Raw genomic sequence first — 25,436 nt, forward strand, 5'->3', positions numbered from 1 at the left:
GGCCGTTGGACTGGCCGTTGGGCGGCGCCTTGGTATTTTGGTATTTTGGTATTTTGACGCTTTTGTGCTTTGGTGATTTGGTGATTTGACGCTTTGCCACTTTCCCGCTTTTCCCGCCGCAGAAAAAGCCGCTTTTTTTCCTCCCCGTCCCTCGCGCCTTCATGGTTTCTCCACATTCCTTTGCTACGCTTTTTTCGAAAGTGCGCAAAGGAGGACGCCAGAATCATGAACAAATCATCGTTACGAAGCACAGCCTTCCCGCTTTTGCTGGGCGGTCTGCTGCTTCTGTCCGCCTGCTCGACCGAGCAAGCGACGACCGCGGGCCACGCCGGGCACGACATGGGAGCCGACCAAAGCGCGACGCAGCAACCGGCTGCTCCCTCCCAACCGATGACTGCGTCAGGCGACAATGCCATGGAGGTGCTGACGGGCAATACGTTCACCCTCACGGCAAAAGAGAGCATGCTGCACCTCGACGACCAGACGATGAAAACAGCCTGGACCTACAACGGAACCGTCCCTGGACCGCAGCTTCGCGTCAAGCAGGGCGAGACGATTTCCGTCACCTTGAAAAATGAACTGCCGGAGCCGGTGACGATCCACTGGCACGGGCTGCCTGTGCCAAACAACATGGATGGCATCCCCGGTGTCACGCAAAATGCGGTGAAGCCAAACGAAAGCTTCACCTACCGCTTCAAGGTCGACGTGGCGGGAACGTACTGGTACCACTCGCATCAAAACAGCTCCAGGCAGGTCGACAAAGGGCTGTACGGCTCGCTCGTCGTCGAGCCGAAAACGCCGGAGCCAGCAGACAAAGACGTCACGCTCGTCCTCGACGAATGGATGCAGGACGACAGCATGGCCGAAATGCACGGTGGCGGCGGCTCGATGGCAGGCATGAACCACGGTGCTGACCACGCCGCTCCCGCCACCTCTGCTGCGAGCGGCCACGACATGGCGAACATGAGCGACGCGAAAATGATGCCGCTCATGTACACGATCTTTTCCGTCAACGGGAAGACGGGACCTGCCATCGCTCCGCTGCGCGTGAAGGAAGGCGAAAAAGTCCGCATCCGCCTCATCAATGCCGGGTATTTGTCGCACAAGCTGAACCTGCAAGGACATGCGTTCCAAATCGTTTCCACGGACGGGCAGCCGTTGCACAATCCGCCGCTCACGAGCGGACAGTTGCTCAACATCGCCCCCGGCGAGCGCTACGATCTCGAATTTGTAGCGAACAACCCGGGAACATGGCTGCTGGAGGAGCGAAGCGACAACCCTGGCGCCAAATCGCTTGCCGTGCCTATCGTCTACGAAGGCTACGAAGCGGCGCAGGCCAAACCGGAGTCGGGTCAACTCCCGGTCATTGATCTCACCCGATACGGCGAAGCGGCCCAAAGCAGCTTTTCGCTGGAGCAGCCGTACGATATCACATACCGAATGGACTTGAACACCGACTCGCGCGACGGGCAGATGGTGTTTACGATCAACGGCCAAACGTTCCCGAACGTCCCTCCGCTGGATGTAAAAAAAGGCGACCGGGTCAAGGTGACCATCGTCAACAACTCGCCGGAGGACGTCCACCCGATGCATTTGCACGGACACTTCTTCCAGGTGCTGAGCAAAAACGGCCAGCCCGTGTCCGGCTCGCCGCTGGTCAAGGACACCTTGAATGTGCTGCCAGGCGAGTCCTACGTCGTCGCCTTTGCGGCTGACAATCCCGGCGAGTGGATGTTCCACTGCCACGACCTGGGGCATGCGGCCAAAGGGATGGTGTCCGAGGTCAAATACGCGGGCTTCCAGCGGGACTTCGTCGTCGATCCGACCGTCGGCAACATGCCGGAGTAACAACATTCGCGCTTGCACCCGCTACGGCAAAAACGAAAACCGCTACGCACAAAAAAAGCAGGACGCCATCCATCTGGCTCCTGCCTTTTTGCTTTTTGGAACAGAAACGACGGAAGCGCCGTTTCTTCGCAAAGCGCCGCACGTGCGCCCCGCTGGACTTTTGCACCTAGCCAAAAGCGGTCTTGCCCAAAGCTTGAGCTCGCTTACACAACCTCGCTCGCAAGCGTCTCGCGCCATTGCACGCCTGCGGGAAAGACGCTCTGCACGTGCTTTCGCAACTGTTCGTCTCTCCACAACTCCGGGCTCAGTATGGAGACGATGCCTCTGTCCTCGCGGGTGCGAATCAGGCGGCCAATCCCTTGGCGCAGTCGCAGCAACATGTACGGCAGGTCGACCTCTTCCATCGGCGACGCTGCGCTTTTTCGCTTGGCGGCAAACACCGGATCGTTCGGCGGAAACGGCAGCGACCAGATGATGACGTTCGAGAGAGACGGCCCCGGCACATCCAGCCCTTCCCATAGCGAGACGGCGCACAGGATGCTTTCCTCGTCGTTTTGAAAACAGGAGATCAGGTGGCTGATTTCCGCGTCGCCTTCGTACAAAAAGCGCATCGAGGCACACGCAGGGTACGCTTCCGCCGCGTTTTTGAACTCCCGCATTTCTTCCAGGGAGGAAAACAAAAGCAGCGCGCGTCCCCCGGTTTTTTGCAGCAAGGCGACAGCCAGCTCCATTTTTTCGGCGAACGGCTGCGTACAGGACAGCGGCGGAACGAAAGCTTCCATCTGCTCCGCGTAGTCGTACGGGGAAGCGACGGAAAACGACAAGTAGTCTTCAATGCCCAGGCTGTCCGCGATGTAGGCAAACGAATTTTCTACCGACAAAGTCGCAGACGAGAAAACGATCGGCATGTTTTGCGAGAAAACGCGCTCCCGGAGCACTTCCTGCACCATTTTGGGCATGACGACCAAGGTCGGGCCTGTCCACTCTTCGCTCATCCAGGAAATGACGTGATCGGGCCGCTGGAACAGGCCGAGAGCGAGCTGCATCATTTCCAGATGCTCCTCGACGATCCGCAACTGAAAGTCGTCCAGCGTGTACAGGCCGCTCTCCAGCGCCAGCTCCTCTTCAATCGAGCCAATCAGGCTCGTAAAGCGGTGAATGGCTGCAATCAGTTCGGGATGAAACACGATTTCCTTGCGCGCGGAGCCCGCGACTGGCTTGCTCTCGGCGTTCAAGCGCGAAAACAGTTCCTCGCTCTGGATGATCGCTTCTTCGATGGCGACGGCCAGCGACTCCCTGATCTCTCCTTGCAGCAGCCGCGTAATGATCTCTTCAAAAACGGCGTGGTTCAGCTTGTAGGTCAACGCCTTTTGCGCGGCAGGCTCCAGCAAATGCCCTTCGTCAAAAATGACGGAGCTGTGGCTCGGCAAAAGCGGAAGCTGTCCGCCCCGCTTTCTCGCCTCGTACGTCCAGACGTGCTCCATGTAAAAATCATGCGAACAGATGATGAGATCGGCAGACTTGCGGTAGTGGTCGCGCGACAGCGTCTGTCCGCACCGATGCTGCCTGTCGCAGACAAAGCAGTCCTGGAACGCATCCCAGTTCATCTTCGCCCACTGCTGGTCGTTCAATGCCGCGTAAGCGCTGCGGTCCCCGTACGGATAAAACGACTGGAGCGCTTCGTGCGTGTGCACAAAAGACGGCAGCCCCTCGTAAATTTCCTGGAAAACTTCATCGCCATCCAGTTGGTGACGGGCCTCGTCCAGCTTCCGCAAGCAAATATACTGGTCCGGCGATTTTCCCAGTCGCGCGTCAATCGTCAGGTTGAGGTGCCTGGCCAGCTTGGCGATGTCCCCTTCCGGCTTCACGAGCTGCTCGATCAGCGACTCGTTGGCACAGGCGATGATCGCCGGCTTTCTCGTATAGCGGGCATAGCAGACCGCGTACAGCAGGTAGGCGAGCGTTTTGCCCGTCCCGACTCCCGCCTCGGCGAAAATCGTCCGCTTTTCCTGGAAGGCCCGTTCAAGCTGAAACGCCATGTAGATTTGCTCATCGCGGACCTCGAAGCCCGCCTCTGGCAACGTATCGTAAAAAACGTCCGCTACCCAGTCGCTCACCTGCGGGATGAACGGCTGGGCCGGATCGTGGGCAAAAGGATACCGTTCCACTTCAGACCTGCCTCCATTATGGTAAAAGAATCATCGAGCAATGATGCCAAAGTGTAATGATGACATGACTTGTGGAGAAACACAAGACGTCAGGAGCGAAAAAATCGCGATTCGTGGTAAGATGAAAGAGGAACACCGAAGGAAAATGTAGGAGTGAATGCGACAATGGACAAGGTCATGTTTATCGAAATCGGAATGGGGATTGATCTCCACGGGCAAAACGTCACGAAAGCAGCCGTTCGCGCTGTCCAAAACGCGATCCATCACAATTCAATGCCAGGGCTGCGCTCCGTGCTGCCCGGAAACGATATTCACAATATGAAGGTCAACGTCCGCCTCGCTGTGCCAGCCGACCGCGACAAGCTCGATCTGGACACCGTGCGCGCCGAATTGCCGTACGGAGAAGTGTCGTTTGAGGTCGTGGACGGCGGCATGCTGACGTCAAGCGGCGTCGTGATCGCGGAAAAGGATGACAAGAACGATCTGGCTTACGTCGTCATTGCCTCTGTGGAAGTAGGCTACTAGGCTAGGCCGAGCCGGATTGGGCTGGGCTGGGCGACACGAAGGCGGTCAAGCTGCCTAAAGCGAATCGGGATGGTGCTGATAGCGTTCGAGGTCAATCTCCCCTGCCTCGGAGACTGCTACGCCTTCGCCTTCCAGCAGCATTTTTTGCAAATTCATGGAATCGCGGTCCTGCAATCCGATTTTGCCTTTGGCATTGATGACCCGATGCCACGGAAGCTTGTATTTTTGCGACATGGAGTGGAGAATCCGCACAATTTGTCTGGCTCCGCGCGGACTTCCCGCCAAGGCGGCGATCTGTCCGTACGTCATGACGCTACCCGGCGGGATGCTGGCGATGATTTTTACGGCTCGCTCTGTAAATTCGGTCATTTCCTGCGCTCCTATCTTTCTTGTAAAAAGATGACGTTGAAAAAGGCTTGTGACGGTTTCGCCATCACAAGCCTTTTTTCCTGTTTGCCTGCGCGAACGGCTGGCCCGGCTACAACTAGAACAGCCTTTCCAGTTCGTCTACCAGGCTGCCCACGTAGGCGACAGCGTCGCGGATCGGCTGCGGCTGGGACATGTCCACTCCCGCCTTTTGCATCAGTTCAAGCGGCTTCAAGGTGCCGCCCGCCTTCAATACTTCCAGCCAGCGATCGACGGCTGGCTGTCCTTCCTCTTTGATGCTCGCTGCCATCGCGGTGGAAGCGGTCAAGCCCGCCGCGTACGTGTACGGGTACAGCCCCATGTAGTAGTGCGGCTGGCGCATCCACGTCAAGCTGGCTGCCTCGTCAAGCTCCACGGCGTCTCCCCAGAACTCCGCCAACACTTGCCCTTTCCATTCCGACAGCTTTTTTGCCGTCAGCGGCACGTCGTTTTGCGCCGCCTCGTACACTTTGCGCTGCATGCGGCCTTCCAGCAGGTGCGTCACGAAGTTGTGGTAGTACGTATTCATCAGTTGCAAAATCACCCAACGCTTGAGGCGCGGATCGTCGGACTGCGCCATGATGTGCTGCCCCAGAAGCAGCTCGTTGATCGTCGACGGCGCTTCGATAAAGTACAAGGACGGACGCGAATTGGTATAGCTTTGCTCGCGGGTCGCCAGCGTGAAATGGCCGCAGTGCCCCAGCTCGTGAGCCAGCGTGAAGGCGCTGCGCATGTTGCCCGACCACGTAATGAGGATGTAGGAGTGGTTGCCGTACGGTGTCGTGCAAAACGCTCCTGTCGATTTGCCCACGTTGTCCACGTAGTCGATCCAGCGTTCGTTCAACGCCTTTTCCATGATTGCGGAGTATTCCGGTCCCATTACTTGCAAAGCAGACTGAATCAGGCGGCCCGCTTCCTCAATCGTAATCGGCGGGCTGAATTCCGGATCAAGCGGCGCCTTCAGGTCGCAGAATTTCAGCTTTTCAAGCCCCAGCTCGCGCGCCTTCAGCTTGGCGTAGCGGCGCATGTGCGGCGCCAGCTCTGTGCCGATGATATCGAGAATGTTGTGGTACATGTCCAGTGTTACTTGCTGCGTGTGCAAGAGCATGTCAGTCACTGTCTCGAAGCCGCGCAGCCTGGACAGCACGGTTTGCTTTTTCACCTCAGTGGCGTACACAGCGGCAAACGAGTTTTGGTAGGCAGCAAGCGTGTTTGAAAACGATTCGTAGGCAGCCCGGCGCAGCGTCGTGTCCGCAGACATTTCGTAGTCGGCTTCAAACAGGGCAAAAGACACCGGGCGCTCTGCTCCGGCCCCGTCCTGCACGGGCGCAAATGACATATCGGACAGCTTCCCGCGCTGGTAGATCGTGTACGGAGCGCCGAATACTTCGCCGAGTGCGGCAAGCGACGCTTCGGTTTCCGCAGACAGCCGATACGGCTTGGTTTCCAGCAGATCGGAAAGGCTTTTGCGGAAAGGCGCAAGACCCGGCTCTTCTTGCAGGAACTTCTCGATCGTGCCGTCCGGCAAGGCCAAAATTTCCGACGGCACAAACGATAGCTCTGCGTTCAGCCTGGAGACGACGTCACCGACACGCGCGGAATTTGCCTGATTTTGCGGATTGGTTCCGTCCTCGGATGAGCGCAGACGGGCATAGGTAGCCGCAAGATTGGCGCGAACCTCGATCGCTTCTTTTGCTTCCAGGCAGGCCAGCAATGTTTCTGCGCCTGTGTGCAGTTGCCCTTTGAAAGCCGTTACGGCCGGCAGTTGGCTGATAATCTCGTCCAGCTCCTGCTCCCACGCTGCTTGACTGGCAAATAAGTCATCCAGGTTCCATGTATATTCCACGGCTACCTGGTCACGCGTCTGTCTCGTCTTCACTGTGTCTGCCTCCTTATGATTCCTACAATAAAATGTTTTCTATTATTCAAGTTTGATTCTCGTTTGAATTTTCCTCCCATTCCAAAAAATAAATAAACGAAAAATGTCGCGAAAACTTCCGTAATCTGTCTGTTTCTGCGCTTTCCAAGGAAATTTTTTCAAAATGACTAGCGAGCAACTCCCGTTGTGCAGGTATAATAGAGAGGTGCTGAACGCAAGTGAAAAGGAGGCTTTCCTATGTCTTTCGAGCTTTTGTTTGACCGCTATGCCGATCTCGCCGTAAAAGTCGGCGTCAATGTACAGCCGATGCAAACACTGGTTGTGACTGCTCCGCTCTCCGCTGCTCCGTTCGTGCGCAAGGTGGCGCGCAAAGCGTATGAAGCAGGAGCCAAACACGTACATATCGACTGGACCGATGACGAGCTGACCCGCATGAAATACGATCTCGCGCCGGATGAAGCTTTTGCCGATTATCCGCAGTGGAAGGCAAAAGGGCTGGAGGAGATGGCCGAAAACGGAGCGGCGTTTTTGTACATCAACTCGACCAACCCGGATTTGCTCAAAGGTGTCAAGCTGGAGCGAATCGCGACTGCGAACAAGGCAGCGGGACAAGCGTTGCGGACGTTCCGCAACTACACCATGTCGGACAAGGTAAGCTGGAGCGTAATTGCTGTCCCGTCGCCGGAATGGGCGGCCATGGTGTTTCCTGACTTGCCCGCCGACGAACAGGTGCCTGCCCTGTGGGACGCGATTTTCCGGGCGACGCGCGTGGACACGGACGATCCTGTTCAGGCGTGGCACGAGCATCATGCCACGCTGAACAGCAAAGTAGAGCAACTGAACGCCAAGCAGTACCGCTACCTCCACTACGAGGCGCCGGGCACGCAATTGACCATTGAGCTGCCTGACCGTCACATCTGGATCGGCGGCGGTAGCGTGAACGAAAAAGGCGCGTCGTTCATGGCGAACATGCCGACCGAGGAAGTGTTCACCGCGCCGAAAAAAGACGGCGTGAACGGAACCGTCCGCAGCACGAAGCCTTTGAGCTATCACGGCAATGTGATTGAAAATTTCACCTTGACGTTCGAGCAGGGCAAAATCGTCTCGGTCAGCGCGGAAAAGGGCGAAGAAGCTTTGAAGCAACTCGTTGCGACCGATGAAGGCTCGCACTATCTCGGCGAAGTCGCGCTGGTTCCGCACCAGTCTCCGATCTCGTTGTCCAACATCATTTTTTACAACACGCTGTTTGACGAAAACGCCTCGAATCACCTCGCGATCGGCAGCGCCTACTCGGTCAACATCGAAGGCGGCGCAGCGATGAGCCAGGAAGAGCTGGCAGCCCGCGGCATCAATACGAGCCTGGTGCACGTCGACTTCATGATCGGCTCCGCAGAGATGAACATCGACGGCGAGACAGCGGACGGCGTGCGTGAGCCGCTGTTCCGCAACGGCAACTGGGCGTAAGCCAAATGAGCCGAACGGCACGCTTTCAGCCAACCAAAAAGAGGATCAGGCCCTGTCGGGAGCCATGATCCTCTTTTTGGTTGCCTACGCAGGCGTGATGATCGGATACAGCCTGCCTTGCATGGCAAAGGACGCCTTTCCCGTCTCCTCGGAGACGACGATCACCAGCGCGTCGCTCTGCTCGCTCAGGCCCAGGGCGGCGCGGTGCCGTGTCCCGAGCTTTTTTTCGCCGACGGCAATGTGCGACAACGGCAGGACGTTCGCCGCAGAAACGATCTGATTGTCCCGCACGTACACCGCCCCATCGTGCAGCGGACTGCCCGGAAAAAAGATCGACTCCAGGAGCGAATAGCTCAAAACAGCCCCGATGGGAATGCCCGCCTGCAAATGCTCGGCCAGGGAGTCGTCGCGCTCGATGACGATCAGGGCCCCTTGGCGTTTTTCGGCCAAATGCTGCACGGCAATCGTCAAGTCTATGTATTTTTCCGTGTACGGCGCGAGATAGCATTGCAAGTAAAACGAGGCAGCCACTGTCTCCAGCCGGCTAAATCTGCTGCGTATATGGTCGAACGTACCGAGCAAGCAGCCTTCCTCTTGGTCGAGGGCGAGCAGACTTTGCTCCATCGCCTGGGAAATGCTGAGCAGCTCTTGCTTCAGCTCGGCTTTCAAGGAAGATGAATCGCAGTTTACGTGCACGCAGGAAACCTCTCCCTCCTGTGTTCTCGACTACCCGACTGCTCCTTGCCTTGATTGTTCCCCATCCCGTGCGCTTTCATCCTGCTATCCTCATGCGAAAGAGCCTGGCGCGCCTCGTCGCAAAAGAAAGCGGGTCAGATGGAGGAAAGCGCCCTTTTTCCCAGAAAAACAGGCGGATTACCCTTCCTTATGACGAGCGGATGCAGCGAATAAAGACGCCCGCCGCTTGCAGCGCCTGGCGAATGCTCTCTGCAAATGCAAGCGCGTGCGCACCGTCCCCGTGAATGCAGATGGTGTCCGCGCGAATCGGCACGTCGACGCCTTGCAGCGACTGCACCTTGCCTTCTGTCACCATGCGCACGACCTGGGCTAACGACTCGGCTTCGTCGGCGATCAGCGCGTCTGGCTGCGTCCGCGGCGTCAGCGTGCCATCCGCCTGGTACGTCCGATCTGCAAACACTTCGTGCGCGGTGCACAGCCCGATTTTTTCCCCGGCCCGCGTCAATTCGCTGCCAGCCAGTCCGAACAGAACGAGCTCCGGATTGACCCGGTAAACCGCCTCGGCGATCGCCTCGGCCAGCGCGGGACGCGTCGCTGCCATGTTGTACAAGGCTCCGTGCGGCTTGACGTGCTGCATGACGCCTCCTTCTGCCTGGACGAACGCTTGCAGCGCGCCAATCTGGTAGACGACCAGCTCGTAGGCGTCCTGGGCGGAGATGTCCATGTTGCGGCGGCCGAACCCGACCAGATCGGCCAGTCCGGGATGCGCCCCGATTGCCACCCGGCTCTCGATGGCCAGCTTCACCGTTTTTCGCATCGTGGAAGGGTCGCCCGCATGAAAGCCGCAGGCGATGTTCGCGGAGCTTACATGCTGCAAAATCGCCTGATCGTTGCCCAGTCGATACGCCCCAAAGCTCTCCCCCATGTCACAGTTCAAATCGACAACCTTCATTTGCTCTGCCTCCATCCCGCGTTGATTTGGATTCCCAGCTTGATTTGTTGCAGCTCGGTTTCTTGCTCGTACAGCGCCTGCTGGGCTTTACGCAAAGACACTTCCTGAAACTGCACGCTATCGCCCGGCCGCAACTGCGCCAAAATCGGCAAGTCAACGGTCGCCACATGGCCGATTTTCGGGTAGCCGCCAACCGTTTGCCTGTCCGCGAGCAAAATGATCGGCTGGCCGTTCGGCGGGACCTGGATCGTGCCCGTAGAGACGGCGGCGGAAATCAGTTCCAGCGGCGACTCCAGCGCAAGCTGCGGCCCTTCCAAACGATAGCCCATTCTGTCGGATTGCGCCGCGAGCTGATACGGCGTCGCGAAAAACTGTCGGCGGCTCTCCTCGGAAAAATAGCCGAACTCCGCTCCGCGCATGACCCGGACGACCGCGTCTTTTTGGTACGGAAAAACATGCTGCGGGACAAACCAGTCCATCTCGCCGCAACCAGCGTTTCGCGCTTTGCTTTTCGCTTGCAACTGCTCTGCGAAAAACAGCGCCAGCTCGCTCGGCTTGCCTGGCTCGAGTCGGTCTTTTTCCCGGAGCGTCCTGCCCCATGCCCCGCCAAAGCCCGCCCGGACATTCGTGCTGCGGCTGCCCATGACGAGCGGAACCTCCCAGCCGCCCGCAATGGCAAGGTAGGCGCGACAGCCTTTTTTGGCATGGGCAAACTTCAGCGTGCTGCCTTTTTTCACCCAGACAGGACGGTTGCTGTGGATGCGCACGCCGTCTATAGCAGGCTGCATGTCCGCTCCACACACGGCCAAGAGCGCATCCTGGTGAAACAACAGCACTGGCCCTTTTACCGTCAGCTCCAGAACGGCGGCGTCCGGCTCGTTGCCGACGAGCATGTTTGCCATGCGCATCGCCAGCGTGTCCATCGCCCCGCCGACGATCACCCCGTGCCGCTGGTACCCGTATCGGCCCAAATCTTGAACGGTCGTGTACAAGCCTGGTGATAGGACTTCGATGCTCATGGTCATGGCCCGATCTGCCCCCATTTCCCGTATTGTTCCTCCGAGATCGGACAGAAGCGGACTCTGTCGCCTGCGCGCAGCAAGCTCGGCGGCTGTTCTTCCGGGCGGAACAGGCGCTCCGGTGTCCGGCCAATAATCTGCCAGCCCCCCGGACTCTCAATCGGGTAGACGCCCGTCTGCTCTCCCCCGATTCCGACGCTTCCCGGCGCAATCGCGGTTCGCGGCGACTGCCTGCGCGGGGTGGCAATGCGTTTGTCCAGTCCGCCCAAATACGGAAAGCCAGGAGCAAAGCCGATCATGTGCACGAGATACTCCTGCCCGGAGTGAATGCGGATCAGTTCATCCGGGGTGATGCCGTGATACGCGGCCACATCCAGCAGGTCAGGGCCAAACGCGCCGCCGTAGCAGACGGGAATCTCCACCAGCCGCGGCTTCGTCTGTTCATCCGCGCGAATGTGCACAAGCTGCCCCGCGAGCAGCGCCTTGAACCGCTCGTACGGCATGTCCGCTGCGCGCGGATCGTACCACGCCACCGGATCGTAATACACCGTGACAGACGTGTACCCCGGTACGTATTCGACCATTCCCGGAAGCGGGTGCTCTTCGAAATAGTCGGCGAGCGCCTTTACTTTTTGCTGTGTCGCCTGGTCAATGGCGTCTCCGAGCTTGATGACAATTCCCGAGTCGCCGAGTGGAAAAAACGCGACTTGCTCCAACCTGCTCCCCTCCTATTCCATTTTTGTTCCGATAATCGGTATAATCATTCCGAATTTTAGAGTAAAGGAAAAGAGGAGTTGTCCTCCTCTTCGTATTAGCTGATTTGTCCGCCGCCTTCGACGATGTCTTGCTCCAGGCGCACCGCTGTTTCGATCGCGACTTGCAGTCCTTTGGCGATCGTCTCCACCGACATGCTCGGCTGGCCGGGGTGCTTCGCTGCCTGCTCGGGCAAGTACGGAATGTGGAGAAAGCCGCCGCGGATCGCCGCGTTTTGCTGCGCGAGCGTATGCATCAGTCCGTAAAAAAGGTGGTTGCACACAAACGTTCCTGCCGTTTGGGAAACGGAAGCGGGAATGCCGTTCGCCCTCATTTCCTTGACCATCGCTTTGATCGGCAGCGTGGACCAGTAAGCCGCTGGCCCGCCTTCCACAATCGGGGTGTCGATCGGCTGGTTTCCTTCGTTGTCGGGAATCCGCGCATCGTTAACATTGATCGCCACGCGCTCGACGGTAATGTCCGGCCGGCCGCCAGCCTGTCCAATGCAGAACACGAGATCAGGTTCCGTCTCGCGAATCGCTTGCTGCAAAAGCTCGATGGACTTGCCGAACACCGTTGGCACTTGTCTTGTTTCGATGCGATACCGTTCCGACCGGACGTCAGCCAGTCGCTTGACCGATTCCCACGCCGGGTTGATCGGCTCGCCGCCAAATGGGTCAAAGCCTGTTACCAAAATGGTTTTCATCGTCGCTCTCCCCTGTCCCTGCTATCTGTTTTATGAATCAGCTTCGCCTCGCTCGCCTCCAGCCCAGCGCCGTGGAAATGCGCTCTGCGGCAGCCGTCAAATGGGCGATCAGCGTTGGCAGCCGCTCCTCGGTGAACCGCTCCTGCGGTCCAGCGATGCTGATGCCTGCATGCAGACGACCCATGTGGTCAAAAATGGGCGCTGCGACCGCTACCGTATCGTTTTCCAACTCCGAATAGCTGATCGTGTACCCTTTTTCCCGCGCATCCGCCACTGCTTTGCGCAACTCGTCCCTGTCCGTGATCGTCCCGCGTCCAATCGGCGCAAGCTCCACTTCGCGCAAATACTGCTCTCTTTCCTTTTCTTCCAGAAAAGACAAAATAATTCGCGAACAGGCCCCGGCGTACAGAGGCGATCTGCGCCCGATCTTCGTATAGAGCCGTACCGGGTGTGGCGTATCGAGCTTTTCGATATAGATCGCTTCTTTTCCGTCCCGGACGATGAGATTGACCGCCTCTTCCACTTCGTCCCGCAGGGCGCTCATCACGGGCAAAGCGAGCTGGCGAATATCCAGCCGCTCGGACACCAACTGGCCGAACTGCAAAAACAACAGCCCGAGCGAAAATTTGCCGTCCTCGCCCCTCTGCAAAAAGCCCATTCCTTCGAGCGAGCCGATCATGCGATGGATCGACGTTTTCGGCATGTTCGTCAGCTCGACCATCTCGTTCAAGCTCAATCTGTCGTGGTCGATGAACAGATTGAGCAGCTCCATCGACTTCACGACCGTTTTGTTCTGGTTTTGTATCATGGACTTCTCCATCCCCGCGATCTGGTTGTTTTTGTCCATATTTTATCATTATTGTTGCCAGGAGGAAAAAACAACAGATGGTTTTTGCCTACAGCGAGACCAGATACAAAAGGATGATGTTGAACGCAAGCAAAACGAGCGCTGTCGGGAACTGCACGCGAATGACGTGGTTTTTGTCTTTCAAGTCGAGCAGCGCGGCGGGCACGATGTTGAAGTTCGCTGCCATCGGCGTCATGAGCGTGCCGCAGTAGCCCGCGAACATCCCGATTGCCGCCAGATGGTTCGCATCGACGCCGAACTGGCCGATCAATAGCGGAATGGCGATGCCCGCCGTCATGACCGGGAAAGCCGCGAACGCGTTGCCCATAATCATCGTGAACAGGGCCATGCCTACGCAGTAGGCGAAGACGACCCAGAACAAGGAATGCGTCGGAATAACGTGCGCAACCAGATCAGAGACGACCGTCCCGACACCTGCGCTGGTAAAAATCGTTCCGAGCGTAGCCAGCATCTGCGGCAGCACAGCCGCCCAACTGATCGCTTCCAGCAAGCGCCGCGATTCTTTGACAGGTGTCAACGGGTTGCTTTTGGTCAGCGCCATCCCGACGAGCAGCGAGATCAACGTCGCAAGCCCCAGCGAGACGAGCGTAATGTTTTTCTGGTCGAGCACGAACAGCTCGCCGATTTTCACGTCCTTGAAGCCGAGACTGCCGACAATCGTCAACAGCGGAATCAACAGCGCTGGCACGAACAGCCAGTTGCCCAGCCGCTGGCGGTTCTGCCTGCGCTCCTCAGCGGAGGCTTCGCCGTAGCTTCCCACCTTCAAGCCGCCCAAGCCGACGATCAGCACCATCACAATGACTAAAAGTCCCATGGCAAAAGGCGGGATGATACTGCCGAGCAGCAAGGAAATCCCGTAGAGCGCATAAAAAAGGCCAGAGGTGAAGCGGCGCGGATTTTTCTTGTCCACAAACGTAAACAGGCTGCCGCCAAGCGCAATCAAACCGAGAAATACATAGATCGCTTCCATCGAAATCCACATCGGTTATTCCCCCTTGCCTGTCGATGTGTGCTTGCTGTTGCGCTGTCCCAGCCGTCGGTCCAGCTTGCGGTCGAGCAAAATCAGGCGGATGCTGTGCACGACGAACGCGGCAATCGCGGTCGGAATGGCCCACATCGCCATTTGCAGCGGATCGGACGGAATGTTGTTCTGGTCGAAAAAGCCTTTCATCAATAAAATTGCGCCAATCGCGATAAACACGTCCTCGCCAAAAAACACGCCGATGTTGTCGGCCGCTGCAGAGTGCGCGCGAATATTTTGCCGCACGTCGTCGGGGAGGTCTTTGCCGTACTTCGCCTCCGCCGCTCCTTCTGCCATCGGCGCGACGAGCGGCCGCACCATTTGCGCATGGCCGCCGATCGAGGTCAGGCCAAACACGGCAGCGACCTCGCGGATAAAAAAGTAGACGTTAATGATGCGGCCTGCCGTGGCGGCCTTGATTTTGGAGACGAGCGCTTCTGCCTGTTCGCGCAGTCCAAAGCGCTCCAATAGCCCGATGACGGGCAAGGTGGCGATAAAAATCGCCATGTAGCGGTTCGTTGTAAACGCCTTGCCAAATTGCTCGATGATCTCATACAGCGGCTGCTTGGCGAGCAGTCCGGTGGCAAGCCCCGCGACCGTCACCACCAGTAGCGGGTTGAGCCGCACGATGAAGCCGATAATCACGATTGCAACACCAATCAAAACCATGTTGGTAGTCTCCTCTCAAATGAGCGCTAATCTAAAGCGGGCGCTTGCGGATGAGGCCGATGCGAATGGTGCCATCTGCCTCGTGCTCCCGGATTTCCTCTATTGTTACTTTCCGATTTTTCATCCAGTCGGCAATCGCCTGGTGGACCACATGGTGGGCGTGTCGGCACGCTTGCAATTCTTTGCCATACACCGTCTCGTCGTTGACCTCTGTCATCAGGTCGGCTGTCACCCACTCCGGGAAGCGCTCGATCAGATCATGAGAGTTGCGGTTAATCGGGCTGTCCCGAGTGTAGGCAATGCTTCCGTTCGACAGCTCAATCGGAAAATGCTGCGGGTCAAAGTCATGGCCCCATCTGCGGTATGTGGCGAGCCAATCGACGTTGTCCTGCGCGACAGCCGCGTCCTGGTGCAGCGAAGCGGTGAGGGCTGCGCGCAGCGAAGTGTAGGCTTCGCGCTGCTCGGGGGTCGCCTCTGTCAGCGCGCGCCAGATCGTGTACATCCGCGCGCTCGGAATCCAGTACGAAACCGGGAAGCGCGGCGGGCTGTTGTAGCCGCTGAACGGCTGAATCCATTCGTGCGACGGAATCCCGTGGTCGTCGAGCACGATGTCAGGCGCCCAGCGCTCCCATACTTTCGGATAAATCCGGCTCTCGCCAAACGGCACGCCGCTTTGAAACCGATACTTGGCAAATTCCAGTCCGCATGCGTTGTAGCGGGCGGCGTGGTGCTTCCAGCACGGGTTGTCCTGCGCAAGCTGCGCGTGCAGCGCGGCTCCGTCGACGTTTTCCAGCGGGATGATGACGAGGTTGACCGCCTCCAGGACAGAAGGATCGTCTGCAAGCTGGGCGATCATTTGCAAAGCGGCGTTCGTGCTCGATACTTCGTTGGCGTGGTGCCTTGCGTTGATGAAAAACGTCGGCTTGTACAGCGCGTGCTTGGCCGTGCTCGTCGCAAAGCTGTGCTGCGCTTTTCCGGCGAACAGCTCGACGGCCCAAATCCAGCGGCCGTTCAGCGAAAAATCGAGCGGCACGACCTGTCCGGGCACTTGCTCGCGGTGTTGTGCGAGCCACTGCTCCACGTCCTCGCCTGTGAAAACGTCCTCCCAAAGCGACTTTCCCTTGGAAGCTTCTGTAGTAGCCTGCTGCGCGATTGGCTGCTGGTCGGCAGGCTGCGCTTGTGATTGCGCCATGGAAAAGCCCAGCCATGCCTGGCACTGCTCTCTCAGCGTAGCGTCCGCAATCCCTTCGAGCGTAACCGACCAGTCGGTTTCTTTGCGGCAAAGCCCGGTCGCTACCGCATCCCGAAACGGCATCCCCGCAAACGGGCGGATGACCGTCGCCGCGCCGCTCGCGTCGACCGCCGTGATCGCATGCTCCGTCGGAAAGGCGTACAAAGCGATCCGCGCCCACGGCTTGCCGCCCTGTTCGACGTGCATGAACGGCACGATTCCGCCAGGTGCGTCCCACTCCGGGTCCCCGACCTTTTTCCCGTGGTTGTGCATGGCGTGCAACGTGTAAAAGTAAATATCTTCGTGCAACGCTTCCAGGACGGAGCTGTTCTCCTCCAGATGCGGCAGCTTTTTCTCCACGGCATCCATCCCGACGTGGCATTCCAGCCGGGAAAACTTCGGCACGCCAGGATTGCCCCCTACCTGCCGGAAAATCATCGGCAGCACCTGCTCCTGGTACCATTGCCAAAAGCGATACGGATTGGTTGCAAACGGTTTCCTCGCAAGCTCGTTTTGCGTCTGCGCTTCCTTTACCCGGACGCCTGCAAACGGAACGAGCACACGACCGCGCTGCGGCTGATCCGGCATGTACGGCCTGCTCTCTGCCCAGCCTTCCCAGCTCCAGTCGGCAAGCACCTCTTTCGACTCGGCAAAAGCACACACGGAAAACATCGGAGCGGCAGAATCTTCTGCAAGCTGCAGGCGAATGCGTTCGAGCGGAAGCGACAGGCTGTCGGCCAAAATCGCATCAAACGGATACAGCTCCTGCAAAAAGCGGTGAACCAGGTCGAAGTGCTTGTCCGCTGGCCGAAACGCCCTCGCCCGCAGTTCGACGCTGTGCACGTCTTTGAGCTGGACGATTTGCGGCAACACCTCCTGCATGGCCCAGTTCAGCCCCGACTTGTTTGCGTCGCGAAACGCGAACCAGACTTCGACGCCGTAGCGCTCCCTGCATTGCCCGGCCAGCTTTTTCGCCCACGCCGCAAACGTCTGCTCGCTCGCCGTGGTCGTCACTTCGATCTCCAAAGCGGCTCCCCCGGAATGTTCGGCATGCTTTTGCACAACGGCCAGCAAATAGTCTTCCATCTCTGCTAATTCGCCCGGATCGCTCCACTCCGCCGTCCAGACAGGCAGCTCTTCCGTAACCGCAAGCGGCACGGGGCCACCCGCTCGTCCACCGCCGCCCACATACTGCTCCCATACTTCTGTGGGGCGAGCCAAATGCTCCGGTACTTCCAGGCGCGCGATCTCTGTGCGCTCCCGCAGCGAAAACGTTTGCAAGCCAAGAGACGCGCGCAACGACAAATCTTGGCTGTCGCTCTTTAAGGCGAACAACCGCTGGCGCCAGCCGAAATGCTGTCCTGCGGAAAGCGGCGCAAATCCGTCTGCGAGCAGCTCGCGCACAAAACCGACCAGATGCAAAGCATCGCTCTCGATCCGCAACTGCTTGCCGTCCTCGAAAAGCTCCATACGGCTCTCTCCATGAGCAGCCGGAGCCGTTTTTGTTTCGAAGACAATCTCAAACCGCCCCGCCTCGTTTTCTTCCCCTGCACACCGCGTCACAGGCGTGCGTACATAGCCCGCAGACAAGGCGAGGCGCGCGCCAAGCTCCACGGCCGCCACCGTCTTCTCCAGCGAGCCATCCGGCATGGACAACAACACGTCCAGCGTCGGCAGCAGCTCCCCGTCGTTTTGCTCGTACAGCCCTTCTGTCGTAAACAGTTCGTGCAGCGAAAAAGTCCGGGAGCGGTTGTTGCCTGGATTGGTCGCCGTCTTTTCGGCGGTCAACGGAGCCGCCGGTTTTGGCGCAATCAAAATCGCGCGCTGATGGCCGAAGCCCGCCTGCTCTATTGCATCTTGCCTGTACTCCCCGGATACGAGCGCGCGTGCCGAAAGCAACGTCATTTGCGGCGATGTGCCTGTAATGACGAGAATCGACTCGTCTTCGCCCTCGCTCACATACAGAATGCCTGCCTCTTTTTCGCCGTTGTCCCGCAGCTTGTGCAGAGCGAGTAGCGCCGCTTTGCGTTCGCCCAAAACCGAAGCAAGCCATGCCTGCTCGTACCCTACGACGATCCGCAAAGTACGCGGCTTGTCCCCCTGTACCGGGAGAGCCTGTTCATCAAGCTGGTCGAAAATGAACAAGTGCTCAAAAATCGGCAGCGGCAAGTCGGTCAGGTGCAAACCGATCCGACTGGCCAGCTCTGCCATCGCGGCAGATTCCCAGCTCGTGCGCTCGGACGGAACCGTGATTTTCGAGACGATTCCGTCAGGGGCGCTGCTCCCTTTGCTGGCCCGAAAAAAGCCGTTCGTACTCCACAGCTCGTCTATCCTCACCTTGCCTCACCCGTCTTTCTCATTTTGTTCCGAATTTCGGAACTACTATTTCATATTCAGTAAACAAATCATAAATTCATAATGCTTAAAAATCAATAGATCATTTTCAAGTTTCAGAAAAGATAATCAGTTAGGAATGGCCGACACGCAGAAAAAAGCAAGCATCTGCTGCTTGCCTGTCCTGTTTGCGCCTGACTGGCCTAGCCGGCCACGCTCGCCGTTAATGAATATTTTTTTTCTTGAACCGCCCTCCCGATACGTCGTGAATATGGCCGATCGCGAGAAACGCGGATGCGTCGATCTCCTCCACGATTGATTTGAGCTTGGCTTCCTCCAGCCGGGTGATGACACAGAAAATGACTTTTTTGTCGTCCCCGGAGTAGCCGCCCTCTCCGCGCAAATACGTAATCCCCCGTCCCAGCCTGGCAGACAGCGCGTCCCCGATTTCGTTCGGATAGTCGCTAATAATCCAGACCGAGCGCGATTGTTCGAGGCCGACCATCGTCAAGTCGATCATTTTGTACGCGATATAGTAGGCAATCAGCGAGTACATCGCCCGGTCCCAGCCAAAGATGAAGCCCGCGCTGCCGAGGATGAAAATATTGAAAATCATTACGACTTCCCCGACGGAAAACGGACTTTTGCGCGTCAGCAAAATCGCGACGATCTCGGTGCCGTCCAACGACCCGCCTGCGCGAATCACCAGTCCGACGCCAATCCCGATAATGATGCCGCCAAAGACGGCAGACAGCAGCAAATCGTCGGTCAAGCTGGGAACGTGGTGCAAAAAATTCGTCCCGAGCGACATGACGGCTACCCCAAACAGCGTGGAGATCGCGAACGTTTTCCCGATCTGCTTGTAGCCGACCAACAAAAACGGCAAGTTGAACAGAAAGAGGAAAATCCCCAGCTTGATTCCGGTCAGGTGTGACATCATGATCGACAGACCTGTGACCCCGCCGTCGATGATCTTGTTCGGCACGAGAAAAATTTCCAGGCCGACGGCAACCATCAGCGCTCCGACGATAATCGCAAGCGCCCTTGTGACGATTCTTCGCTTTTTGGCCCGCTTGTGGGTAATCGGACCCGTTTTTGCGGCTTCCATAAAAATCATCCTTACCCGTTTTTTTCTTTTCTGCATTCAGCTTTCCCCGCTTGCTCCAAAAATAGCCAGCCTGCTTTCAGCGGCTAGTAAGTCCTGCGGCTGGCTGTATATACGCCCGCTTTCTGACATACGTGTTAGCGAAGGACCTTTTCGCGATCAAACCGTTAGAAGAAGAGGTGTGTTGGCATGGCTCCCTATCCCTCGCTCGGAAAAAGCCCGATCAATCAACTGTTTCTCGCGTACACAGGCTACAGCATCGGCACGGACGGCACTCCGCACTACCAGTTTTGGGAGTGCACCGACTTTTTGCCCTTGCTCTTCCATACCGATCCGGTGACCGGATTGGCGGACGGCGGCATGTTCACCGATTTTCTGTTTTTGGCTCTCGGGATTTTGAATCAGTCGGGGGAAGGCCGCTTTTTGGCGCGCATCGACAAGGCTCCCGCTGGTTGGAACGAATGGTTGCGCTACATGGATGAGCTGTTCCTTGGCGACCGGAATCTCGACGCGCTCTGCCAGGCGGTGCGTTGCTCGCCGCTGTCGCGCACGAATGTGTGGGTGGCCCTGCCTTACCCGAATCCGCAGCAGTTTGGCGACGACGCCTACCGGATCGAGGCGGTCATCGAGTGGATGTGCCTGTTTCTTACGAGGTGGGCCAAAAAGCCGTGGAACGATTGCCTCTGCCTAAAAGGCTTCTACTGGCTACAGGAAAGCCTGTACTTCCAAGGGCCCAAGCACGACGACCGCCAAGTCATCCGGGCGGTCAACGACGCGATCCACGGCTGCACGCACGCCGGACGGATGCTTCGGAGCATCTGGATTCCGTATCAACAGGCGGCTGGCTGGAACGAGTGGGCACAGCTTGGCTTCGACCTCGCTTTTTTGCAACCGAACTACTACTTCAACCCGAAAAAAAGCGTGGATGCTTCCGCCGCCGCAAGCGAGGCAGCCGGAATGGGCGTCGAAATCGAGTTTGACCTCGGAGTCACCTACGATCGGGAAAAACGCGAGCGGCTGCTGGCGTACTTGCGGGCCGGAGCTTCCGGCGGGACAGACGGGCATGGCAATGCTTTCGGGCCTTTTCAATACGACGCGCCGCTTGCCTGGTACACGGGCGGCTGGTTTTTCGGCAAAAACGGGCGCAAGCAGGCGCTCGTCAGCTTGTACCAGTCAGGCGATCCGCTTTACGACGAGCTTTTCTCCTTTTTAAACGGAATCGCGCCGCCGTAACGATTCTTGCTTTTTCCATTCCCCGACTTTTGCGTTATAATGGAGGGATGACACTTCGTTCGGAGGACCAGAACACATGTTGCAAAGAGAGTTGACACGGGAACAGGCAGTAGCGGCTGGAGAGCAAGTCCTGCAAGGAATGGAGAGTGCGATCATCGAGCGTGGCTATTCGTACTTTTCCGATGGGGTTGTCTTTAATACACGCGTCGAAAACAACCGCATCCTGTGCAGCGATGTGCAAGGCACCCAGGTGTACCACGTCCAACTCGACCTGGAAGATGTGCAGGACAGCACCTGTACCTGTCCGTACACCCGTCTTTGCAAGCATATCGCCGCTACTTTTTTTCAAATGTACAGCGTCTTCGAAAACCCGCGCCACTTTTTATCCAGGGCGCAGCAACCGCGTCGGGTGAGCTTCACTCCCGCCATGCTCATCCCGAGCTATCGGCCAGTGGCAAGCGATTTGCACGGGAATGAGGCCGCCCCCGTTTCCTCCCCGCTGACCGCAGCCAGCTCCGTTTCCGACTGGTGGGCGTTTTTCGAAAGCTGGACGCGCAATTTGTTATCCGCGATGGAATCGTACCGCGCTTCCTCCGAAATGTTTTCCAGCTACCAAAACGTCCAGTCCGTCGCCGCGGGATGGCCACGGGAACGGGCCCAGTTGTTTCACATCCACGCCAATTTGTTTCACCTGCAAAAGTTGCAGCAATACGTCAAGAGCTACCGCCAGTCCAACTGGTATCCGGACTTGGCGCAGACGGCGGAACGGCTGCTCGAGCAGTTGGAGGGGGCCATCTACTTTGCCGATCGCCAGGCATTGTGGGCCGACCATCGCCCGGCGCTCGCTGAAACGGTGACGATCATCCAAAAATGGAAGGAAAACGACACGTCCTCCCTCTACTGGGTCTACGCCTATCGCATGATCTGGTGGTCGCTGCTCACCGACCCGGACTGGATCAAACAAGAGGTGGCGGAGCTGGAACAAGCCATGCAGACGCCGAATGCGCCCGCAGCCGAAAGCGAAAAATACCGCCTGCTGCGCGCCCACTTTTCAGTCATGGAAAACGAGGACGCGCTCGCCCTGCAAGTCTGGAAGCCGATTCGCCGCTTGCCTTTAAGTTTTTACTTGCCCTACATGAAAGCTTTCGCCCGCAATCAGGAGTGGCAGCGCTTTCTGTTTTGGACGGAGGCGCTGACCGAGTTGATCGGGTCGGCGGAGGCCGCACAATATCGCTTGGTCATCGCCATCTGGCAAGAAGCGATGAAGCAGGTCGGCCGCTCCGACGAGTGCGGAGCCATGCTGAAAAACTTCCTGCCGAGCAGCTATTCCGAGTACGCCCTGCATTTGTACGAGGAAAAGCAGTTCAAGCAATGGGTCGATTTGCAAATGTCCTATCAGGTGCCGCTTGCCGACATCTCGTCTGTGCACCTGAAAGAAATCGAGGACGCCGATCCGTCCTTGCTGTATCCGTACTATGTGCGCGAGATCAACCGCCTGATCCGCGAGCGCAACCGCCCCGCCTACAAAGAGGCGATCAAGCTGTTGAAAAAAGCGCGGGCCACTTACGCCAAGGCCGAGCAGGAGTCCGACTGGGAGCGCTTCGTGGACAAACTGTCCGCCAAGCACAACCGCCTGCGGGCATTTCAGGAGGAGCTAAGGAGAGGAAATCTGAACCTATGAACACTGTTACAACCATGGTGCTAACCGCAAAGCTTCTGGCAGACGGCCAGTTCCTTATTGCGGGAGCAGACCCAAGCGGGCAGGCGCTCGACCCGGATGAGCTCGCCGGAGCGCTTTTTGCCTGGGATGAAGCCTCCTACTACGGCACGTTCGTGGAAAAAAACGAGCAAGGCTTGCTGCTCGGCCCGACAGAGGCGCTGGCCTTTTTCGCCTCGCCGCCGTGGCTTTTGCACCGGGCTTATTCCGTCGACAAGCGTTTTCTGGAATACCAGGGCGTCGCCGTGTTCCTGCAAAAAACGCTGGCCGCAGGCGCCATCGTCCCAGACTTTGCCGCATGGAAGCAAGGACGATTCGGCTGGAGGGCGAAGCAGGCCCCGGCTTCGTTTGCGCCCTACGGCAACAGGTGGCTTTCGCATGTGTTGGAGGAAGCTGTCCACGCCTTTGGTGAGGTCGGCCGCGCCTGGGATCAGCTCACTGCCCAGTTTCCGGCGCTGCACGTCATGGGCGACGAGCTGTCCGTCCATTTGCAGGAGACGGAATGGCTGCAATCGATTGGCTGGCTGCCGGATGTGACGCCGTTTCGCACCTGTTTGCAAATTGTCGAGCCTGCGCACGCCGCCAGCGAATGGCTGCTCCAGGTTTATTTGCAGGATCGGGAAGAACCGGATCGGCTGTTTGTGATCGAGCCGCATCAGTTCGGCGCTCCAGACGCGCACACCGCGCGCATCCCTCTGGAATGGAAAGAGCACTGGCGGCGTTTTCAAAGCGACCTGGCCAAATGCCGCGACATTTTCCCTTGGCAAACGTCCGGCGCTGACGAACCGGACGGGCTGCGCACCCAGCTTACCAATGAGGAAGCGTGGCTTTTCCTGACGTCCTGCAGCCTGCAGCTCGTCCAGGCTGGCATTCACGTCTTTTTGCCGGCGTGGTGGGAGCAGGTGCGCAGAGTCAGACCGAAGCTCCGGGCGAAAGTCTCTTCCTCTGTCGGGGCGAGCAGACAGTCTTTTTTGGGCATTTCGCAGGTCATGGATTTCGAGTGGAAGCTCGCGCTCGGTCCTGTCGAGCTGAGCGAGGAAGAGTTTGCGCAGTTGATCCGCCAGAAGCAGCGGCTGCTGAAAATCAGGGGGCATTGGGTGCAGCTCACGCCTGACCTGTTCGCCGAGCTGCAGGAAGCGCTGAAAAAAACGAACGCAAAAAACGGCATGACCTTGCGCGACGTGATGAGCATGCACCTGACCGCAAATGTCGAAGCCGAAGAACCAGCGGACGACGACGATCTCGCTGAACCTTACCCGCTGACGGTGGAAGTCCAGCTCAACGCGCATTTGCTGGAGCTGATGCACCGCCTGCAGGAAACGAAGCACATCCCGATTTTGCCGCAGCCGGACACGTTTTGCGGCACGCTGCGCAACTACCAGTTGGAAGGAAGCTCGTGGATGCTGTTTTTGCGCCAGTTCGGTCTGGGAGCGTGTCTCGCCGACGACATGGGCCTTGGGAAAACCGTGCAGTTTATCACCTACTTGCTGCATGTGAAGGCGACAAAAACCGCCCAGTCCCCTTCGCTGCTCATCTGTCCCACCTCCGTCATCGGCAACTGGCAAAAGGAGCTGCAGCGGTTCGCCCCTTCGCTCAACGTGTTCATTCATTACGGGAATACCCGTCCGAAAAAAGAAGATTTTGCTCCGGCCATCGAGGGGGTCGATTTGGTCATTACGTCCTATGCGCTGTCCCACCTCGACGAACAGGAGCTGTCCTCCATCACCTGGAATACGATCTGTCTGGACGAGGCGCAAAACATTAAAAACGCCTATACGAAGCAAGCGTCCGCCGTCCGTGACCTGAAGGCGTGGCACCGGATCGCGCTCACCGGAACGCCGATCGAAAACCGCCTGAGCGAGCTTTGGTCGATTTTTGACTTCCTCAATCCCGGCTACTTGGGCAGCCTCGGCGACTTTACCCAGCGTTTCGTCCTGCCGATCGAGCGCGACCGCGACCAGGCGCTGATCCAGACGGTGCAACGGCTCATTCAGCCGTTCCTGCTGCGCCGCACCAAGACGGACCCGGCGATTCAGCTCGACTTGCCGGAGAAAAACGAAAGCAAGGAATACGTGCCGTTGACCGCCGAGCAAGGCGCGCTCTACGAAACCGCGATCCAGGACATGTTCGCCCGGATGGAAAACGTCTCCGCCATGGAACGGCGCGGCCTCATCCTCACGACATTGACGCGGCTCAAGCAGCTTTGCGACCATCCCGCGTTGATCTTAAACGAGATCACTACGGCGGATGAAGCAAGCCGCTCGCACAAGCTGGAGCGACTGCTGGAACTGGTCGAGGAAATTCGGCAAAAAAAGGAGCGCTGCCTGATCTTTACGCAATACATTGAGATGGGCAACCTGCTCCAGCGCGTGCTGACGCGCGAAGGCTACGGCCCCGTTTACTTTTTGAACGGCGCCACCAAAAAAGAAAAACGGGACGAGATGATCGCCCGTTTTCAGGATGCCTCCCTCCCGGATGAGGAGCGCGGCGCCATTTTCATTCTGTCCCTGCGCGCAGGCGGCACAGGTTTGAACTTGACGGAAGCGAACCACGTCATTCACGTCGATCGCTGGTGGAACCCCGCCGTGGAAAACCAGGCAACCGACCGGGCGCACCGCATCGGTCAGCGGCGGAACGTGCAGGTGTACAAATTCATTTCGCTCGGCACCATCGAGGAACGGATTGACGAAATGATGGAGCGCAAACTCTCGCTCAGCCAACAGATCGTCGGCAGCGGGGAAGGCTGGATTACCGAGTTGTCGACGGCCGAGCTTCGCGAGCTGTTCGCCCTGCGCCACGACTGGAGCAATACGAAAGGATAGTGTCAGATGGAGCCTGTGAAG

The 25,436-nt window shown here is 58.0% G+C and carries 19 protein-coding genes; 6 read left to right on the top strand and 13 right to left on the bottom strand.

Going from position 1 to position 25,436, the window contains the following annotated elements; translation table 11 throughout:
- Window positions 1-225: 225 nt before the first annotated feature.
- The gene (locus tag BA6348_RS15855; protein WP_005829521.1) at window positions 226-1,848 is read left to right on the top strand and encodes a multicopper oxidase family protein; all 1,623 of its coding nucleotides are present in this window, start codon (window positions 226-228) and stop codon (window positions 1,846-1,848) included.
- A gap of 203 nt (window positions 1,849-2,051) precedes the next feature.
- Here BA6348_RS15855 and BA6348_RS15860 read toward each other — a convergent pair whose 3' ends face one another.
- Complete coding sequence (locus tag BA6348_RS15860) at window positions 2,052-4,016, bottom strand: ATP-dependent DNA helicase (protein WP_025847660.1); 1,965 nt, start codon at window positions 4,014-4,016, stop codon at window positions 2,052-2,054.
- A gap of 165 nt (window positions 4,017-4,181) precedes the next feature.
- Between BA6348_RS15860 and BA6348_RS15865 the strand changes: the two genes are divergently transcribed.
- On the top strand, window positions 4,182-4,541 hold the full coding sequence (locus BA6348_RS15865) for a Lin0512 family protein (protein WP_005835290.1): 360 nt from the start codon (window positions 4,182-4,184) through the stop codon (window positions 4,539-4,541).
- Window positions 4,542-4,595: 54 nt separating this feature from the next.
- Here BA6348_RS15865 and BA6348_RS15870 read toward each other — a convergent pair whose 3' ends face one another.
- The gene (locus tag BA6348_RS15870; RefSeq protein ID WP_005835296.1) at window positions 4,596-4,910 is read right to left on the bottom strand and encodes an MGMT family protein; all 315 of its coding nucleotides are present in this window, start codon (window positions 4,908-4,910) and stop codon (window positions 4,596-4,598) included.
- A 115-nt stretch (window positions 4,911-5,025) separates the two neighbouring features.
- Window positions 5,026-6,825, bottom strand: coding sequence for an oligoendopeptidase F (gene pepF / locus BA6348_RS15875; RefSeq protein WP_005835298.1), 1,800 nt, complete (start codon window positions 6,823-6,825; stop codon window positions 5,026-5,028).
- 237 nt (window positions 6,826-7,062) lie between these two features.
- Here pepF and BA6348_RS15880 point away from each other — a divergent pair, with 237 nt between their 5' ends.
- On the top strand, window positions 7,063-8,289 hold the full coding sequence (locus tag BA6348_RS15880) for an aminopeptidase (protein ID WP_122953422.1): 1,227 nt from the start codon (window positions 7,063-7,065) through the stop codon (window positions 8,287-8,289).
- A gap of 84 nt (window positions 8,290-8,373) precedes the next feature.
- On the opposite strand, the gene cdaS is transcribed toward BA6348_RS15880, so the two are convergent.
- The 10 genes from cdaS to BA6348_RS15930 form a co-directional block, all read right to left on the bottom strand.
- Complete coding sequence (gene cdaS, locus BA6348_RS15885; RefSeq protein WP_005835302.1) at window positions 8,374-8,985, bottom strand: sporulation-specific diadenylate cyclase CdaS; 612 nt, start codon at window positions 8,983-8,985, stop codon at window positions 8,374-8,376.
- Between the two features lie 187 nt (window positions 8,986-9,172).
- Window positions 9,173-9,937, bottom strand: a complete 765-nt coding sequence (locus BA6348_RS15890; RefSeq protein WP_005835304.1) for a LamB/YcsF family protein — start codon at window positions 9,935-9,937, stop codon at window positions 9,173-9,175.
- On the bottom strand, window positions 9,934-10,980 hold the full coding sequence (locus BA6348_RS15895) for a 5-oxoprolinase subunit C family protein (protein WP_122953423.1): 1,047 nt from the start codon (window positions 10,978-10,980) through the stop codon (window positions 9,934-9,936). Before BA6348_RS15895 ends, BA6348_RS15890 begins: the two co-directional genes overlap by 4 nt.
- Complete coding sequence (gene pxpB / locus BA6348_RS15900) at window positions 10,959-11,672, bottom strand: 5-oxoprolinase subunit PxpB (RefSeq protein ID WP_005835308.1); 714 nt, start codon at window positions 11,670-11,672, stop codon at window positions 10,959-10,961. Before pxpB ends, BA6348_RS15895 begins: the two co-directional genes overlap by 22 nt.
- Before the next feature lie 95 nt (window positions 11,673-11,767).
- A complete protein-coding gene (gene pcp / locus BA6348_RS15905) occupies window positions 11,768-12,415 on the bottom strand; it encodes a pyroglutamyl-peptidase I (protein WP_005835309.1) in 648 nt (215 codons plus the stop codon).
- A gap of 37 nt (window positions 12,416-12,452) precedes the next feature.
- Entirely contained in the window at window positions 12,453-13,223 is a 771-nt protein-coding gene (locus tag BA6348_RS15910) for an IclR family transcriptional regulator (protein WP_007783581.1), read from the bottom strand.
- 88 nt (window positions 13,224-13,311) lie between these two features.
- Window positions 13,312-14,265 carry a DUF979 domain-containing protein gene (locus tag BA6348_RS15915; RefSeq protein WP_007783579.1) on the bottom strand — a complete coding sequence of 318 codons (954 nt, stop codon included), beginning with the start codon at window positions 14,263-14,265 and terminating at the stop codon, window positions 13,312-13,314.
- A 3-nt stretch (window positions 14,266-14,268) separates the two neighbouring features.
- Window positions 14,269-14,973: a DUF969 domain-containing protein gene (locus BA6348_RS15920; protein ID WP_005835315.1), complete on the bottom strand. Its 705-nt coding sequence runs from the start codon at window positions 14,971-14,973 to the stop codon at window positions 14,269-14,271.
- A gap of 31 nt (window positions 14,974-15,004) precedes the next feature.
- The gene (locus BA6348_RS15925) at window positions 15,005-18,541 is read right to left on the bottom strand and encodes a M14 family metallopeptidase (RefSeq protein ID WP_122953424.1); all 3,537 of its coding nucleotides are present in this window, start codon (window positions 18,539-18,541) and stop codon (window positions 15,005-15,007) included.
- Window positions 18,542-18,761: 220 nt separating this feature from the next.
- Window positions 18,762-19,646 carry a YitT family protein gene (locus BA6348_RS15930; protein ID WP_007783572.1) on the bottom strand — a complete coding sequence of 295 codons (885 nt, stop codon included), beginning with the start codon at window positions 19,644-19,646 and terminating at the stop codon, window positions 18,762-18,764.
- Between the two features lie 186 nt (window positions 19,647-19,832).
- Here BA6348_RS15930 and BA6348_RS15935 point away from each other — a divergent pair, with 186 nt between their 5' ends.
- The 3 genes from BA6348_RS15935 to BA6348_RS15945 all read left to right on the top strand — a co-directional run bounded on the left by BA6348_RS15935 (window position 19,833) and on the right by BA6348_RS15945 (window position 25,415).
- Complete coding sequence (locus BA6348_RS15935) at window positions 19,833-20,876, top strand: DUF4855 domain-containing protein (protein ID WP_122953425.1); 1,044 nt, start codon at window positions 19,833-19,835, stop codon at window positions 20,874-20,876.
- A 76-nt stretch (window positions 20,877-20,952) separates the two neighbouring features.
- The gene (locus tag BA6348_RS15940; RefSeq protein WP_025847639.1) at window positions 20,953-22,557 is read left to right on the top strand and encodes an SWIM zinc finger family protein; all 1,605 of its coding nucleotides are present in this window, start codon (window positions 20,953-20,955) and stop codon (window positions 22,555-22,557) included.
- Window positions 22,554-25,415: a DEAD/DEAH box helicase gene (locus tag BA6348_RS15945; protein ID WP_025847637.1), complete on the top strand. Its 2,862-nt coding sequence runs from the start codon at window positions 22,554-22,556 to the stop codon at window positions 25,413-25,415. The genes BA6348_RS15940 and BA6348_RS15945 overlap by 4 nt, the downstream gene beginning before the upstream one ends.
- Window positions 25,416-25,436: the final 21 nt, after the last annotated feature.

It is taken from the genome of Brevibacillus agri, assembly GCF_004117055.1.
GTDB lineage: Bacteria > Bacillota > Bacilli > Brevibacillales > Brevibacillaceae > Brevibacillus > Brevibacillus agri.

Bases quoted from the DNA above. Each gene is read 5' to 3' on its own strand.
- BA6348_RS15935 (WP_122953425.1), top strand. From the start codon at position 19,833: ATGGCTCCCTATCCCTCGCTCGGAAAAAGCCCGATCAATCAACTGTTT.
- BA6348_RS15915 (WP_007783579.1), bottom strand. From the start codon at position 14,265: ATGTGGATTTCGATGGAAGCGATCTATGTATTTCTCGGTTTGATTGCG.
- BA6348_RS15880 (WP_122953422.1), top strand. From the start codon at position 7,063: ATGTCTTTCGAGCTTTTGTTTGACCGCTATGCCGATCTCGCCGTAAAA.
- BA6348_RS15940 (WP_025847639.1), top strand. From the start codon at position 20,953: ATGTTGCAAAGAGAGTTGACACGGGAACAGGCAGTAGCGGCTGGAGAG.
- BA6348_RS15910 (WP_007783581.1), bottom strand. From the start codon at position 13,223: ATGATACAAAACCAGAACAAAACGGTCGTGAAGTCGATGGAGCTGCTC.
- BA6348_RS15855 (WP_005829521.1), top strand. From the start codon at position 226: ATGAACAAATCATCGTTACGAAGCACAGCCTTCCCGCTTTTGCTGGGC.
- BA6348_RS15890 (WP_005835304.1), bottom strand. From the start codon at position 9,937: ATGAAGGTTGTCGATTTGAACTGTGACATGGGGGAGAGCTTTGGGGCG.
- BA6348_RS15870 (WP_005835296.1), bottom strand. From the start codon at position 4,910: ATGACCGAATTTACAGAGCGAGCCGTAAAAATCATCGCCAGCATCCCG.
- BA6348_RS15945 (WP_025847637.1), top strand. From the start codon at position 22,554: ATGAACACTGTTACAACCATGGTGCTAACCGCAAAGCTTCTGGCAGAC.
- BA6348_RS15930 (WP_007783572.1), bottom strand. From the start codon at position 19,646: ATGGAAGCCGCAAAAACGGGTCCGATTACCCACAAGCGGGCCAAAAAG.
- BA6348_RS15895 (WP_122953423.1), bottom strand. From the start codon at position 10,980: ATGGGGGCAGATCGGGCCATGACCATGAGCATCGAAGTCCTATCACCA.
- BA6348_RS15865 (WP_005835290.1), top strand. From the start codon at position 4,182: ATGGACAAGGTCATGTTTATCGAAATCGGAATGGGGATTGATCTCCAC.
- BA6348_RS15920 (WP_005835315.1), bottom strand. From the start codon at position 14,973: ATGGTTTTGATTGGTGTTGCAATCGTGATTATCGGCTTCATCGTGCGG.
- pcp (WP_005835309.1), bottom strand. From the start codon at position 12,415: ATGAAAACCATTTTGGTAACAGGCTTTGACCCATTTGGCGGCGAGCCG.